Consider the following 15057-nt stretch of genomic DNA (forward strand, 5'->3'; position numbering starts at 1 on the left):
CCATGTGATCGACTTCTGCACCAGGGTGCACCGCACATAGTCCGCGTCGTGAAGATGTGGTCGCGGCACGAATGAACGGCAGTTGAACGCCACGCGCGCGCACAGCCGTGAATGGCAGGGTGAGCAGCATGGACGGTCGTGACCTGGTGCGTTCGGTGAAGGCGGTCGGTTCGGCGGGGGTGGCCCACGGGCTGCGCACGGTGCGGGCCGCGTGGCGCCGGCGGCGTGCCGACGCCGGCGGCCTGCCGTCGCGGGGGGCCGAACGCGCGCGCGTACCCGGCGCGGTGCTCGACGTGGAGCCCGGGCCCGGGGGCGGGGTCGTCCGGTTCGCCCGCTCGGAACTCCGTATCGCCGTCGCCGGGAACGGGGCCGTCTTCTGGGGCTGGGACAGCGCCGGCCCCGAACCGTCGTACGCGCTCGCCGGCCGGTGCCCCGAGCCGGACCCGCGCGCGGTGCTGGAGCCGGACAAGGACGGGGGCTGGCGGGTCGTGGCGGAGCGGGTCACCGTCGGCGTCTCGCGGCACGGCGCGATCGAGGTCCGCACCCCCGGGGGCGTGCCGCTGCGCCGTGATCTGCCGCCCCGCTGGTGGGAACCGGCCGGCGGGGGCCCGGCACGGTGGTCCCAGCGCTCGGAAGTGGCGGCCGACGCACGGTTCTTCGGGCTGGGCGGCCGGGCGCGCGGTCCGTGGTTGCGCGACGGCACCTACCGCCTGTGGAACACCGATCCCGGCCACGCGCGCGGCCGAGGTGACGACCCGCTCCACATCACCATGCCGGTCCAGCTTGTCGTGGCCGACGCGGGCACGCACCTGGTGTTCCACGACAACTCCTGGGACGGCGCCCTCACCCTGCGGGAGGGTACGGAGGGGGCCGGGTCGGGCCACGACAGGGCCGGGGCGAGCGAGCTCAGGATGGACGGGGGCCCGCTGCGCTGCTGGGTGGTCGTCGGCACCCCCGCGCGCGTGGCGCACGTCTGGTCCTCCCTCACCGGTGCGGCCGCGCTGCCGCCCGCGTGGGCCCTGGGTCACCATCACACGCGATCGGGCTTCGGCGGCGAACAGGAGGTGCGGCGGATCGTCGCGGGCCACCACGAGCACGGACTGCCGCTGGACGCCGTGCACCTGGACGTCGAGCACTACGACGCGCACCAGGTGTTCACGGTCGACGAGGACCGCTTCCCCAAGCTGCCGGTGCTGGCCGAGGAGCTGCGGCGGGACGGGATCCGGCTGGTGTCCGTCGTCGAACCGGCCGTGAAGGCCGCGCCGGGGAACGCCGTGTACGACGGCGGTACGGTCGCGGACGCCTTCGTGCGGGACGCGTCGGGGCGGATGGTGCGGGGCGTCGTCCGGTCCGGGGAGGCGGTCTTCCCGGACTTCACGCACGCGCGCGTGCGTGAGTGGTGGGGCGGCTTGTACCGGGAGCGGCTGGATCGGGGCTTCGCCGGTTTCCGGCACGACATGAACGAGCCGACCTCCTTCACGGCCTTCGGCGAGACGACCCTGCCCCGGTCGGCCCGGCACGCCCTGGAGGGCCGGGGCGGCGACCATCGCCAGGCGCACAACGTGTACGCCCTGTGCATGGCCGAGGCGGCGTACGAGGGGCTGCTCGGCCTGGTCCCCGATGAGCGGCCATTCCTCCTCTCGCGCTCCGGGTGGGCCGGGATGCAGCGCTACGGCGGCGCCTGGCCGGGAGACGTGGCCACCGGCTGGCCGGGGCTGCGGGCGTCGCTGTCACTGGTCCTGGGGCTCGGTCTGTGCGGAGTGCCGTTCTCCGGCCCGGACGTGGGCGGGCCCGACGGCGGCCCCTCGCCCGAGCTGTATCTGCGCCGGCTCCAACTGGGTTCCCACCTGCCGCTGTTCCGCACGCACGCGAGCCCGCGGGCGGGGCGCGGGGAGCCGTGGGAGTCCGGGCCGGAGGTCCTGGAGCACGCGCGCGTGGCGCTCGTCGAGCGCCGGCGTCTGCTGCCGTACTTCGTGACCCTCGCGCATCTGGCGCGGCGCACCGGGGCGCCCTGTGTGCGGCCGCTGTGGTGGGGCGCGCCGGAGGACCGGGCGCTGCGCGACTGCGAGGACGCCTTCCTGCTCGGCGACGGCCTTCTTGTCGCCCCTGTGCTCGGCCCCGGTACGGACCGGCGGGCGGTGCGGCTGCCGCGGGGCCGCTGGTACGACATGGCGACGGGACGGCCGTACGAGGGGCCGGGGCAGGTGCTGGTCGACGCTCCGCTCGCGCGGATCCCGGTGTTCGCGCGAGCGGGAGCCGTGATTCCCGTGCGGGGTGAGGACGGCGGTCTGGAACTGGAGGTGTGGGCGCCCGCACCGGGGCGTACCGGGGGCGGTTTCGTGGTGCCGGACGCGGGCGACGGCTGGGAGGAGCCGGAGATCGAGCGCTACGCGACCCGCCGGCAGGGCGATCGGGTCGTCGTCGAGCGCGAGCGGGAGGACGGTGCGGGCGAGCCGCTCCATCCGCTGCGCATACGGGGGCTCGGGGCGTCCTGAGTCAGGACGGGCCCGCGCCCGGGCAGTGGCTGTTTCCGGGTTGTGCGGCCGGCTCAGACGTAGCGGCCGTCGAACCAGGCCCGGACGGCCCGTGTGTGCAGGGGGAAGGCGAGCTCGGCGGGCGTGCGCAGCAGGTGCCGGTCCTCCGTCTCTTCAGTGGCGGTGAACCGCGGAAGGTCCTCGACGGGGCGCTCCGGCAGCAGTCCGAAGAGCAGCAGATGCCCGTCGGGCGAGCTCATCGCGTCGGCGAGCCGTACATCGCGTGCGGCCGCCTCGATCCCGGTCTCCTCCTGGAGTTCGCGGACGACGGCATGGCGCCAGTCCTCGTGGTCGTCGATGTAGCCGCCCGGCAGGGCCGTTCCCCCGCGCGCGGGGGCGATGGCGCGGGTGATGACGACCAGGGCGGTGCCCCGGGCGTCGTACACGGGCTGGAGGGCCACCGCGACCGGCAGCGGGTTGCGGTAGGCCACGGTGCCGCAGGCCGGGCAGGTACGGGGCCAGCCGCCGACGCCCTCGCCGTACGGCGCTCCGCAGCTCGAACAGTGGGAGTGCGGTACGGAGTTGGCGGTCGCGTGCGGGATGTCGGACACGCGCGGACTGTATCCGATCAGTGGGCTCACGTCTTCCGTCGGCGGTTGTCACCGTTGCCGCCGACGTCCTTGACGCTCCCCGCGCGCGGGAGAACACTTCCCCGGACGTGGGCGCCCTTGGCCGCCCATCCCGGGCTGATTCCGCCGATGTGGGACAAACTGTTACCAGTGAGGGCAAAGGGGATGAACGGTCCCGGCCCTCGGCCGCTTCTCCACCTCACAAGGGGTAGCCATGCCGGACAACGCCGAGAAGTTCGTGGCCGCCATCGACCAGGGCACCACCTCGAGCCGCTGCATCGTGTTCGACCACAGTGGTGCCATCGTCGCCGTCGACCAGCGCGAGCACCGCCAGATCTTCCCCAAGCCCGGCTGGGTGGAGCACGACGCCACCGAGATCTGGTCGAAGGTGCAGGCGGTGGTCGCGGGCGCGGTCGCCAAGGCGGGGCTGCGGGCCGACCAGCTCAGCGCGCTCGGCATCACCAACCAGCGTGAGACGACCGTTCTGTGGGACCGGGCCACCGGCAAGCCCGTGCACAACGCGATCGTCTGGCAGGACACGCGGACCGCGGCGCTCTGCAACGAGCTGGGCGGCTCCGAAGGGCAGGATCGTTTCCGCGAGCAGACCGGCCTACCGCTCGCCAGCTATTTCTCAGGACCCAAGGCGGCCTGGCTGCTGGACAACGTGCCCGGCCTGCGCGACCGCGCCGAGCGCGGTGAGATCGCCTTCGGCACGATCGACACCTGGCTCATCTGGAACCTCACCGGCGGCGTCGACGGCGGCCGGCACGTCACCGACGTGACGAACGCCGGCCGCACCATGCTGATGAACCTGCAGACCCTCCAGTGGGACCAGTCGATCCTGTCCGCGATGAACATCCCCGAGGCGATGCTGCCCGAGATCAGATCGTCCTCCGAGGTGTACGGGTCCGCCGTCGGCCAGCTCGCCGGGGTGCCCGTGGCATCCGCCCTCGGCGACCAGCAGGCGGCCGTGTTCGGGCAGGCCTGCTACGACGTGGGCGACGCCAAGAACACGTACGGCACCGGCAGCTTCCTGCTGCTGAACACGGGCAACCGGCCCGTGCCGTCCAAGAGCGGCCTGCTCACCACCATGGGCTACAAGATCGGCGACGAGGCCCCGGTGTACTGCCTGGAGGGCGCCATCGCCATCACGGGCGCGCTGGTGCAGTGGTTCCGCGACCAGCTCGGCATCATCCGCACCGCGGACGAGATCGAACCGCTGGCGGCGAAGGCGGAGGACAACGGCGGCGCGTACATCGTGCCCGCCTTCTCCGGCCTGTTCGCGCCCTACTGGCGCTCCGACGCGCGCGGGGTGATCACCGGGCTGACCCGGTACGTCACCAAGGCGCACCTCGCGCGGGCGGTGCTGGAGGCGACCAGCTGGCAGACGCGCGAGGTCGTGGACGCCATGTACCAGGACTCCGGGGTCCGGTTGACGACCCTGAAGGTCGACGGCGGCATGACCAAGAACAACCTGCTCATGCAGCACCAGGCGGACGTGCTGGACGTGCCGGTGATCCGGCCCAGGATCTCCGAGACCACCTGTCTGGGCGCCGCGTACGCGGCCGGGCTGGCCACGGGCGTGTGGGACGACCTCGATGAGCTCAAGTCGCACTGGCAGAAGGACGCCGAGTGGACCCCGTCCATGGACGCCTCGGTCCGTGACCGCGAGTACCGCAACTGGCGCAAGGCCGTGGAGAAGAGCTTCGGCTGGCTGGAGGACGGAGAGAACTAGTGACCTGAGTCAGAGATTCATCGGCAGTACGCGGCGACTTTGTCGAGGATCTCGTCGGCGGTCTTGGTCCAGATGAAGGGCCTTGGATGCTCGTTCCAGTCGGCGAGCCAGCTGCGGATGTCGCGTTCCAGGGCCTGGACGGAGCGGTGGACGCCCCGCTTGAGCTTCTTCTGCGTCAGCTCGGCGAACCACCGCTCCACCAGGTTCAGCCAGGACGAACTCGTCGGCGTGAAGTGCAGGTGGAAGCGTGGGTGCGCCAGCAGCCACTGCTTGATGGCAGGCGTCTTGTGCGTGACGTAGTTGTCGAGGATCAGGTGCACATCGAGGCCGGCGGGCACTTCCTTGTCCAGCTTGGCCAGGAACTTTTTGAACTCCACGGCCCGGTGCCGCCGGTGCAGGGAACCGATCACCTTGCCGGTGGCGACCTCCAGGGCGGCGAACAGGGTGGTGGTGCCGGCACGGACGTAGTCGTGGCTGCGGCGTTCGGGAACACCGGGCACCATCGGCAGCACGGGCTGGGACCGGTCCAGGGCCTGGATCTGCGACTTCTCGTCCACGCACAGGACCAGGGCCTTCTCCGGCGGGTCCAGGTACAGGCCGACGACGTCGCGGACCTTGTCGATGAACTGTGGGTCGGTGGACAGCAGAGACGTCTGCGAGCGGTGCGGGGCGAGGGCGAAGGCCCGCCAGATCCGGGAGATGGCCGACTGCGACATGCCCGTGGCCGCCGCCATCGACCTGGTCGACCAGTGGGTGGCGTTCTTCGGCTTCTCCTCCAGCGTCTTGACGATGACCCGCTCGACGTCCGCGTCGGTGATCTTCCGCGGGACCCCGGGCCGCGGCTCGTCGGACAGACCGTCCAGGCCGCGTTCGAGGAAGCGCCGCCGCCAGGTGCGGACCGTGTCCGGAGAGATGCACAGCCGGCGCGACACCTCCATGATCGAGTGCCCGTCGGCGCACTCCAGCACGATCCGCGACCGCTGGGCCAGAGCCTGGGCCGTCGTGCGGCGACGCACCCAGCCCTCCAGCACGGCCCGCTGGGCATCGGTCACCGACAACGGCGGAATCTTCGGACCCGGACGACTCATACCGAACCAACGGCAAATCTCCGACTCAGGTCACTAGGAGTCCTCACGGTGCTCGTACGCGGCCCGTGCCCCCGCCCGGCGAGGGTGCGGGCCGTGTGCGTGGCGTCAGACGGCGGTGGCCCGGCGGCGTTCCGCGGCGTGGGCCATCGCGTGCTGGACGACCTCGATGAGGACCTCCTTCACCGACTCGCGTTCACGGGCGTCGCACAGCAGCAGCGGAACGTGGTCGTCGAGATCGAGGGCCTGACGGACGGTGTCCACGGCATGGCGGGCGGCGCCCTGGAAGCAGTTGACGGCGACGAGGAAGGGGATGGCGCGCCGCTCGAAGTAGTCCACGGCGGCGAAGCACTCCTCCAGGCGACGGGTGTCGGCCAGCACGACGGCGCCGAGCGCGCCCTCGGACAGCTCGTCCCACATGAACCAGAACCGCTCCTGCCCGGGCGTGCCGAAGAGGTACAGCACGAGGTCCTCGCGCAGCGTGATGCGGCCGAAGTCCATCGCCACCGTGGTGGTGTGCTTGCCCTCCACACCGCTGAGGTCGTCGACCGGACGCCCTGCCTCGGTCAGCAGTTCCTCGGTGCGCAGCGGCCTGATCTCGCTGACCGCGCCGACAAGGGTGGTCTTGCCCACGCCGAAGCCGCCGGCCACCAGGATCTTGAGCGTGACGGGCTCGACCGGGGGCTTGCCGCGCTCAGAACGGCCGAGGATCATCGCTTGCTTCTCCTGCTCGATGTGGGTCTGACGGCGGCGGGCCGTATCCTCCGCCACCGGGGGTTTCGACGACGAGTACGTCGCCGGGGGCGACGTCCGCGGAGTCCCTTCCGCCGAGTTCGGCGACCGAGCCGTCCGCGCGTTCCACCCGGTTGGCGCCGAGTGCGCCGGGCTCGCCGCCCGCCATGCCGTAGGGGCGCACCCTGCGGTGCTGGCAGAGCGTGGAGACGGTCATGGCCTCCAGGAAGCGGATGCGGCGCACCGCGCCGTCCCCGCCCTGCCACTGTCCGGCGCCGCCGCTGCCGCGCCGGACGGCGAACTCCTCCAGCCGTACGGGCAGCCGCCATTCGAGGACTTCGGGGTCGGTGAGCCGGGAGTTGGTCATATGTGTCTGGACCACACAGGCGCCGGGGAATCCGTCGCCCGCTCCCGATCCGGAGGCGACGGTCTCGTAGTACTGGTGGCGCTCGTTGCCGAAGGTGATGTTGTTCATCGTGCCGGAGCCCTCCGCCTGGACGCCGAGCGCCGCGTAGAGGGCGCCGGTGATCGCCTGTGAGGTCTCGACGTTGCCCGCGACGACGGCGGCGGGGGGCCGCGGGGACAGCATGGAGCCGGGCGGCACGACGATCCTCAGGGGGCGCAGGCAGCCGTCGTTGAGCGGGATGTCGTCGGCGACGAGCGTGCGGAAGACGTACAGGACGACCGCGTTGACCACGGAGAACGGGGCGTTGAAGTTGGTCGTGAGCTGAGCGGAGGTGCCGGTGAAGTCGATGCTCGCCGCTCGCTGCTCGCGGTCCACGCGCACCTGTACCCGGATGACGGCGCCCGAGTCGGTCTCGTAGGCGTACTCGCCGTCGTCCAGGGCGTCGATGACGCGGCGGACGGCCTCCTCCGCGTTGTCCTGGACGTGCCGCATATAGGCCTGGACCACGTCGAGGCCGAAGTCGTCGATCATGCGGGCGACCTCGTCGACGCCCTTCTGGTTGGCGGCGATCTGGGCGCGCAGGTCGGCGAGGTTGGTCTCCGGATTGCGGGAGGGGTGTCGCGCGCCGGTCAGCAGGCGGCGGGTCTCGTCCTCGCGCAGGCGGCCGTCCTCGGCGAGCAGCCAGTTGTCGAAGAGGACGCCCTCCTCCTCGATGGTGCGGCTGTCGGCCGGCATGGAGCCCGGTGCGATCCCGCCGATCTCGGCGTGGTGGCCGCGCGAGGCGACGTAGAAGAGGATGCGGTCACCCTGTGTGCCGGCGGTGTCGAACACCGGGGTGATGACGGTGACGTCCGGCAGGTGCGTGCCGCCGTGGTACGGGTCGTTGACCGCGTAGGTGTCGCCCGGCCGCATCCGGGGCCCGCGGCGCCGGATGACCTCCTTGACGCTGGTGCCCATCGAGCCCAGGTGCACGGGGATGTGCGGGGCGTTGGCCACCAGGTTTCCGTCCGGGTCGAACAGGGCGCAGGAGAAGTCGAGGCGCTCCTTGATGTTGACGGACTGGGCGGTGGACTCCAGCCGGGCGCCCATCTGTTCGGCGATGGACATGAAGAGGTTGTTGAACACCTCCAGCAGCACCGGGTCCGCTTCCGTGCCGAGATCGGAACTCTGCGTGACCACCAGGCGTTCCAGGAGCAGATGCCCGTCGTCCTTGGCCACGGCCCGCCAGCCGTCGTCGACGACGGTTGTCGCACTGGCCTCGGTGACGATCGCGGGGCCGGTGACGGGGTCGCCGGGGGCCAGGTCCTCCCGGCGGTGGAGGGGTACGTCGCGCCAGGCTCCGCCGGTGTGGAGGCGGACGGTCTCCGTGGCGGTGGAGCGGCCGGCGCGTGCGTGCTCGTCCGGGGCGAGGGCGGTCAGATCGGGGGGTTCGGTGATGCCGGTGGCTTCCACGGAGAGGGCTTCGACGACGATCGGGCGGTCGAGCGTGAAGGAGTACGTGGCGCGATGACGTTCTTCGAAGGCGTGCCGCATGGCGGCGGGCTCGGTCAGTTGGACGGTGAGGGTGGTGTCCGTGCCGTCGTAGCGGAGCTGGGCGCGGCGGGTGACGCGGATGCGTTCCTCGGGGACGTCCTCGGCGCGCAGTTCGGCGCGGGCCGCGCCCTCCAGATCGTCGGCGGTCTTGAGCACGCCCGGCATGGCGGCGGGCTCCAGGGGTGCTTCGACGGACTGCTCGCGCATGGCCGTGGTGTCGGCGAGGCCGATGCCGAGCGCGGACAGGACGCCCGCCATGGGCGGGACGAGCACGGTGCGGATGCCGAGCGAGTCGGCGACCATGCACGCGTGCTGCCCGCCCGCGCCGCCGAAGGTGGTGAGGGCGTAGCGGGTGACGTCGTGGCCCTTCTGCACGGAGATCCGTTTGACGGCGTTGGCGATGTTGGCGACGGCGATCTGGAGGTATCCCTCGGCGACCTGCTCGGGGGTGCGGTCGTCGCCGGTCCGCTCACGGATCTCGTGGGCGAGGGCGGTGAAGCGCTCGCGGACGAGTGCGTCGTCGAGGGGCTGGTCGCCGCCGGGGCCGAACACCTCGGGGAAGTGGGCGGGCTGGATGCGGCCGAGTATGACGTTGGCGTCGGTGACGGTGAGCGGGCCGCCGCCCCGGTAGCAGGCGGGTCCTGGGTCGGCGCCCGCCGAGTCCGGGCCGACCCGGTAGCGGGAGCCGTCGAAGTGGAGGACCGAGCCGCCGCCGGCGGCCACGGTGTGGATGTCGAGCATGGGGGCGCGCAGCCGGACGCCGGCGATCTGCGTGGTGAGGACGCGTTCGTACGCGCCCGCGTAGTGGGAGACGTCGGTGGAGGTGCCGCCCATGTCGAAGCCGATGACCCGGTCGAAGCCGGCGAGCCGGGACATGCGGGCCATGCCGACGATGCCGCCCGCGGGCCCGGACAGGACGGCGTCCTTGCCGCGGAACTGTCCGGCCTCGGCGAGCCCGCCGTTGGACTGCATGAACATCAGCCGTACGCCGTCCAGTTCGGTGGAGACGTGCTGGACGTAGCGGCGCAGTCCGGGCGACAGGTAGGCGTCGACGACGGCGGTGTCGCCGCGCGGGACGAGCTTCATCAGGGGGCTGACCTCGCTGGACAGCGAGATCTGCGGGAAGCCGATCCGGGCGGCCAGCTCGCCGACGGCCCTCTCGTGCGCGGGGTGCAGATGGCTGTGCAGGCAGGCCACGGCGACGGCGCGGATCCCGTCGTCGTACGCCTGCCGGAGGGGGCCGTCCAGGGCGTCCAGATCGGGGACGCGCAGGACGGTGCCGTCGGCCGCGATGCGCTCGTCGACCTCGACGACCCGCTCGTACAGCAGCTCGGGCAGCTCGATGCGGCGGGCGAAGATGTGCGGGCGGTTCTGGTAGGCGATGCGCAGGGCGTCACGGAAGCCGCGGGTGACGACGAGCAGGGTCCGCTCGCCCGTGCGCTCCAGCAGGGCGTTGGTGGCCACGGTGGTGCCCATGCGGACCGCCTCGATGGAACGGGCGGGGCCGTCGGAGCCGTCCAGGAGTTCGCGGATGCCCGCGACGGCCGCGTCGGCGTACCGGGCGGGGTTGTCGGACAGCAGCTTGTGCGTGACCAGACGTCCGTCCGGGCGCCGCGCGACGATGTCCGTGAAGGTGCCGCCCCGGTCGACCCAGAACTGCCAGCCCGTCATGTCAGCACTCCGCTTCCTCGTGGCTCACAGCGCCCGCAGGCCGTTGATCACGTCCCGCAGGATGCTCTCGTCGGGCAGTTCCGCGGGCGGCACCGGACGTGTCACGTGGACGTACTCCTCGTCCACGAGGTCGCCGACGAGCACGCGCACCACGCCGAGGGGCAGATCGAGCTCCGCGGCGAGTTCGGCGACCGACTGCGGGGAGCGGCACAGCTCGACGATGTCCACGTGTTCCGGCGACAGCGTGACGTCCGCCTCCGGGTCGTCCACATGGGACTCCGTGACGACCACCGCGATCAGGTCGAGGCGGTGCTGGGCCGCATGGCTGGTGCGGCCCCGCGTCATGGCGTACGGCCGGACCACCGGTCCGGCGTCGTCGTCGAACCAGTGGCTGCGTGCCTGACCGTCTCCGCTCATGTCATCCCACTACCCGCCTCAGGGCACATCGGTGCGCGGAGCGGCACCCAGATGCGCGCCGACTCGCTTGACCAGCAGGGTCATCTCGTAGGCCACCTGGCCGACGTCGGAGTCGGCGTCCGACAGGACGGCGAGGCAGCTGCCGTCGCCGGCCGCGGTCACGAACAGGAAGGCGTCGTCGAGCTCGACGACCGTCTGCCGGACGCCGCCCACGTCGAAGTGCCGGCCCACGCCCTTGGCGAGGCTGTGGAAGCCGGAGGCCACGGCGGCCAGGTGCTCGCTGTCCTCCCGGGTCAGGTCCTTGGACACGCCGGTGGCCAGTCCGTCCCGGGACAGGACGAGGGCCTTGCGGATGCTGGCGACCCTGTCCACGAGTTCGTCGAGGAGCCAGTTCAGCTCCGTCTTGTCCGTCGCGGTGTGGTCGGTCGCCTTCGGTGCGGTCATCGACCGTCCCCCTTTGTCGTTCCTTGTGCTGTGCTGCCGTGCGGGGCCTGGTCCCCCGCGGCGTTCTCCTCGCGGCCACGCTGCCAGCCGCGCTGGAGCGAGGCCATCCGGCTGCGTACCTCGTCGGCGTCGCGTTCGACGGGGTCCGGGCCGTCCTCGGTGGGCCGGCCGGGGCTCTGTTTCAGTTGCGGGGCGAGGCTGGCCTGCCGTACGCGCCGGGGCAGCGGATTCTCGTCGGGTCCCGGGTCGCCGAGTGCCTCGGCCGGGTCGCGCCCCTCGCCGTCCCGGCCGCCGGATGCCTTCGCCGGGACACGCTCCTCGCGATCCGGGCCGCCGCCGGCGAGCGCGGGACGGACGGTGCGCCGAGGAAGGGCCGGTGCCTTCCGCGGCCCCTGGCCCGTGGCCGGGGATCCCTCGGTGCCGTCGTGTTCCCCGCGGCCGTCGGCCGCGACCGGTCCGAGCGGGGGCTCGTCGCGACGGCGGGCCGGCAGCGGGGCCGCCTCGAGCTCCGTGCGGCCGGGAACCGCCATGTTCCCGGCGTCGGCCGTCTCGCGCCGGGGCCTCTGCTCGGTGACGGGGCGTCCGTGGGAGCTGACCAGCTTGGGCGTCCGCCGCCGGGGCAGCGGGACCGGGCGCCCCTGGTTGTCCTCCTCGCCGGTCTCCTGCGGTGTGCCGCGCCGGACCGTGCCCTGCCGGTGCTCGGCGATGCTGCGGGGCGGCGCCTCCTGGGCCGTCTGCCGTGCCGGGGAGGGGCGCGGCCCGAACAGTCCGCCGCGTTCGCCGGTCTCCTCGCCGAGTACGTGCGGGAAGTCCTCGATGGCGTCGAGGTCGACGGGCGCCTCCAGCTCCACCGGCCCGTCGAGGACCGAGGCGGGCAGTCCGGACAGTCGCGCCGGCGCCTGGGCGAGAGCGGTCCCGCGACCCGGATCGCGGTCGGCCTTCCCGGAGGGCCGGTCGAGGCGGAAGCCGATGCCGTTGGTGTCCGGGACGTCGTCCGTCAGCAGCGCGTCGGGGATGAGGACGACCGCGGTGGTGCCGCCGTACGGGGAGGGCTGGAGCGAGACCCGGACGTTCTGCCGCTGGGCGAGCCGGCTGACCACGAACAGCCCGAGCCGGTCGGTGTCGGAGAGCTCGAACTCGGGTGTCTCGGCGAGCCGGAGGTTGGCGTCGAGGAGCGCCTCGGCGGCCATGCCGAGGCCCCTGTCGTGGATCTCCAGGGTGAAGCCGTTGGGGACGCGTTCGCCGAGGACCTGGACCGCGGTGTGCGGCGGCGAGAACACGGTGGCGTTCTCCAGGAGTTCGGCCACGAGGTGGGTGAGGTCGGCGACGGCGGGGCCGATGACGGCGGTGCGTGGCAGCCGCCGGACCTCGATGCGTTCGTAGTCCTCGACCTCGGCGACGGCGGCGCGCACGATGTCCATCAGCTGGACGGGTTTGCGCCACTGCCGGGACGGGGCGGCGCCGGAGAGGATCACCAGGCCTTCGGCGTGCCGGCGCATACGGGTGGTCAGGTGGTCCAGCCGGAACAGGTCGGCGAGCTCGTCGGTGTCCTCGGTGCGGCGTTCCATCGCGTCGAGGAGGGTGAGCTGTTTGTGCAGCAGGACCTGGCTGCGGCGGGCGAGGTTGACGAAGACCTCGGAGACGCCGGCGCGGAGTTCGGCCTGTTTGACGGCGGCCTCGACGGCGGCCCGCTGCAGGGTGTTGAGGGCCTGGCCGACCTCGCCGATCTCGTTCCTGTCGTACTCCAGGCGCGGGACCTCGGTCTCGACGTCGACCTGTTCGCCGGCCGACAGGCGGCGCATCACGCTCGGCAGCCGGACACCGGAGGCCTCGTGGGCCTCCAGGCGCAGTTGCCCGAGGTCGCGGATCAGGCTGCGGCCGACACGCACGGACAGGACGAGGGAGAACAGCACGGCGATCAGGCCGAGGACGCCCGCGACGGCGGCCTCGAGGATGACGCGCAGGGCGAGTGGCTGGACACGGTCCTGGAAGCGGTCGTTGGCGTCGTCGTTGAGGGTGCCCAGCTCGTCGAGGACGTCTCCGGCCGCGGTGTCCCAGCTCTGCACGCTCACCGTCCGCGGTGTGCCGGACGTACTGGAGACGGCGGCCTGTTCGGCGGTCCGCACCGGTGCGGAGGAGGCGTTCTGCCAGAAGCGCTCGTAGCGGCCGCGTTCGGAGGAGGGCAGCAGGGGCAGGTCGACGTCGTACAGCAGGGAGCGCTGGGCGACCAGGTCGGAGATGCCGCGGGTCTCGGCGCGGGTGAGGTTGCCGACGATCAGCGAGGAGCCGAGCAGCGCGTCCTCGCGGGAGAGGAGTTCGCGGGCCTGGGCGAGACCGACCAGGGCGCGGTACTGCCTGGCCAGATCGGCGTCGTCGACGACGTGGAGGTTGGCGAGCAGGGCGTAGCAGGGGTCGACGAGTTGGTTGTAGAGGTCGAGTGCCTGGGCGCGTCCGACGCTGCGGTCCTCGACGCTGCGGCGCAGGGAGTCGATGCCGTCGAGGGCGTCCAGGGCGACGCCCAGGCGTCCGGCGCCGTCCGCGCCGAGCGCTTCGCGGGCGTCGGGATTCCCGGCAGCCTTGCGGATCTTGGCGATGGCCTCGTCGGTGGCGCTCCTGCTGCGGCGCAGTGCGGTGAGGCCGTCGGAGGCGCGCGGGTCGGCGAGGTGGACGAGAGTCTGGCGGCGTTCCTGCTGCACGGCCCGGACGGTGTCCTCGGTGGGGTAGGCGACCTTCTCCACCACGGAGGACGCGTTGAACAGCTGGGTCACGTGCCGCCCGGTGATCAGCGTGGCGAAGGCCCAGATCGCCGTGAGCGAGAGCAGCGGCACGAGAAGCAGCGCCACGATCTTCCGGCGGATGGACTTCCCGCGAAAGCGCATGGCCTCCCCCAGCTCGTCCCCCAAGGGCCCGGGGGTACACATGTGCGTCAACAAACGGCGCGAGCCTACTACCGACATGCAGTCAACTCGAAGAGCTGTCCGGAGCCTGTTCTTCCGCATTGGTTCCGGGCACGGGCGAGTTGTCAGGTCATTGCGGGAGATGCCGGTCCGTAGGACCGGGACTGCGGGGCGCCGGAACGGGGCGTGCGGCCCGGTCGGTTGACCGATTTTTTTCGTCGGCCGGGAATCTTCGTGACGTCTCGTTCGTCCTTGTCCATGCGAGATGGGGGCGGAATCGGCCACACGATGCGCACTGCGCGTCCGGGCCGCGTAAAACAGCGCAAGCCGGGCAGCCACTGGGAAGCCGAATCTTCGGGCACCGGGGTGAGTGGTCTGCCGGCGGTGGGGAGGGACACAGTGATGGGGACAGCGGAGCGAGCGCGGGTGCACGGGCCTTCGGCGCACACGGGCGGGCGTACGGGGCTGCCGTCCTACAAGCCGTTGTGGGTCGAGGAGCCCGCGCGGCGTCGCAGGCTGCCCGATCCGGTGCGTTCGGCCGCCGTGCGGGCGGTGCTGATCGTCTCCGTGACGCTGATACAGGCCGTGGTGGCGTTCCTGTTCAGCGTGTCCGGGTCCTGGCTGGCGTTCCCGATGGTCCTGAGCAGCGTGGCCGGCACGGTGGTGGCCACATGGGCGGCGCTCGACGTGTGGGTGACCCGCCAGGTGTGGAACCAGCGCGACGGCGTGGTGTCGGTGCCGAGCAGCACCGCGCGGGCCCGGCGGCGCGAGCGGCGCCAGGCACGACGGGAGGCGCGGGCCGCCGAGCGGGCGCAAAAGCGGATACGCGGCCGGGGCGGCGCGGGGCGGCTGTCGCATCCGTAGGGTGACCGGCCGTCGGCGTGCGACGGCCGGTCGAATGGCCAGACCCGGTTCGAGCCGGGCCAGTTCAGCGGCCCGGTCGAGTCAGGCAAACGAACCGGCCAGGTTCGAGCCGGGCCAGTTCAGCAGCCCAGTCGGGCAAGCGCACCGGCCGCCCGTTCGGGCCTGCCGGG

The 15057-nt window shown here is 72.2% G+C and carries 10 protein-coding genes; 3 read left to right on the top strand and 7 right to left on the bottom strand.

Annotated elements, in window-relative coordinates:
- The first annotated feature begins 128 nt into the window (after positions 1–128).
- Positions 129–2495: a TIM-barrel domain-containing protein gene (locus tag OIE49_RS07235; protein ID WP_326801607.1), complete on the top strand. Its 2367-nt coding sequence runs from the start codon at positions 129–131 to the stop codon at positions 2493–2495.
- 53 nt (positions 2496–2548) lie between these two features.
- Here OIE49_RS07235 and OIE49_RS07240 read toward each other — a convergent pair whose 3' ends face one another.
- Positions 2549–3085: an NUDIX domain-containing protein gene (locus OIE49_RS07240; RefSeq protein WP_326801608.1), complete on the bottom strand. Its 537-nt coding sequence runs from the start codon at positions 3083–3085 to the stop codon at positions 2549–2551.
- A gap of 232 nt (positions 3086–3317) precedes the next feature.
- Here OIE49_RS07240 and glpK point away from each other — a divergent pair, with 232 nt between their 5' ends.
- Positions 3318–4838 carry a glycerol kinase GlpK gene (glpK, locus tag OIE49_RS07245; RefSeq protein WP_100567954.1) on the top strand — a complete coding sequence of 507 codons (1521 nt, stop codon included), beginning with the start codon at positions 3318–3320 and terminating at the stop codon, positions 4836–4838.
- A 17-nt stretch (positions 4839–4855) separates the two neighbouring features.
- On the opposite strand, the gene OIE49_RS07250 is transcribed toward glpK, so the two are convergent.
- The 6 genes from OIE49_RS07250 to OIE49_RS07275 all read right to left on the bottom strand — a co-directional run bounded on the left by OIE49_RS07250 (position 4856) and on the right by OIE49_RS07275 (position 14005).
- Positions 4856–5926: an IS630 family transposase gene (locus OIE49_RS07250; RefSeq protein WP_326801609.1), complete on the bottom strand. Its 1071-nt coding sequence runs from the start codon at positions 5924–5926 to the stop codon at positions 4856–4858.
- Positions 5927–6031: 105 nt separating this feature from the next.
- Positions 6032–6637, bottom strand: a complete 606-nt coding sequence (locus OIE49_RS07255) for a GTP-binding protein (RefSeq protein WP_100567953.1) — start codon at positions 6635–6637, stop codon at positions 6032–6034.
- The gene (locus tag OIE49_RS07260) at positions 6618–10265 is read right to left on the bottom strand and encodes a hydantoinase B/oxoprolinase family protein (protein WP_326801610.1); all 3648 of its coding nucleotides are present in this window, start codon (positions 10263–10265) and stop codon (positions 6618–6620) included. Before OIE49_RS07260 ends, OIE49_RS07255 begins: the two co-directional genes overlap by 20 nt.
- A gap of 24 nt (positions 10266–10289) precedes the next feature.
- Positions 10290–10682, bottom strand: a complete 393-nt coding sequence (locus tag OIE49_RS07265; RefSeq protein WP_100567951.1) for a DUF742 domain-containing protein — start codon at positions 10680–10682, stop codon at positions 10290–10292.
- 18 nt (positions 10683–10700) lie between these two features.
- On the bottom strand, positions 10701–11126 hold the full coding sequence (locus OIE49_RS07270; RefSeq protein ID WP_326801611.1) for a roadblock/LC7 domain-containing protein: 426 nt from the start codon (positions 11124–11126) through the stop codon (positions 10701–10703).
- Positions 11123–14005: a sensor histidine kinase gene (locus tag OIE49_RS07275; protein WP_326801612.1), complete on the bottom strand. Its 2883-nt coding sequence runs from the start codon at positions 14003–14005 to the stop codon at positions 11123–11125. Before OIE49_RS07275 ends, OIE49_RS07270 begins: the two co-directional genes overlap by 4 nt.
- Positions 14006–14425: 420 nt before the next feature.
- Between OIE49_RS07275 and OIE49_RS07280 the strand changes: the two genes are divergently transcribed.
- A complete protein-coding gene (locus OIE49_RS07280; protein WP_326801613.1) occupies positions 14426–14887 on the top strand; it encodes a hypothetical protein in 462 nt (153 codons plus the stop codon).
- Positions 14888–15057 lie beyond the last annotated feature (170 nt).

It is taken from the genome of Streptomyces sp. NBC_01788, assembly GCF_035917575.1.
In the GTDB taxonomy this organism is placed as follows: Bacteria; Actinomycetota; Actinomycetes; order Streptomycetales; family Streptomycetaceae; genus Streptomyces.

Bases quoted from the DNA above. Each gene is read 5' to 3' on its own strand.
- glpK (WP_100567954.1), top strand. From the start codon at position 3,318: ATGCCGGACAACGCCGAGAAGTTCGTGGCCGCCATCGACCAGGGCACC.
- OIE49_RS07275 (WP_326801612.1), bottom strand. From the start codon at position 14,005: ATGCGCTTTCGCGGGAAGTCCATCCGCCGGAAGATCGTGGCGCTGCTT.
- OIE49_RS07255 (WP_100567953.1), bottom strand. From the start codon at position 6,637: ATGATCCTCGGCCGTTCTGAGCGCGGCAAGCCCCCGGTCGAGCCCGTC.
- OIE49_RS07280 (WP_326801613.1), top strand. From the start codon at position 14,426: ATGGGGACAGCGGAGCGAGCGCGGGTGCACGGGCCTTCGGCGCACACG.
- OIE49_RS07265 (WP_100567951.1), bottom strand. From the start codon at position 10,682: ATGAGCGGAGACGGTCAGGCACGCAGCCACTGGTTCGACGACGACGCC.
- OIE49_RS07260 (WP_326801610.1), bottom strand. From the start codon at position 10,265: ATGACGGGCTGGCAGTTCTGGGTCGACCGGGGCGGCACCTTCACGGAC.
- OIE49_RS07250 (WP_326801609.1), bottom strand. From the start codon at position 5,926: ATGAGTCGTCCGGGTCCGAAGATTCCGCCGTTGTCGGTGACCGATGCC.
- OIE49_RS07235 (WP_326801607.1), top strand. From the start codon at position 129: ATGGACGGTCGTGACCTGGTGCGTTCGGTGAAGGCGGTCGGTTCGGCG.
- OIE49_RS07270 (WP_326801611.1), bottom strand. From the start codon at position 11,126: ATGACCGCACCGAAGGCGACCGACCACACCGCGACGGACAAGACGGAG.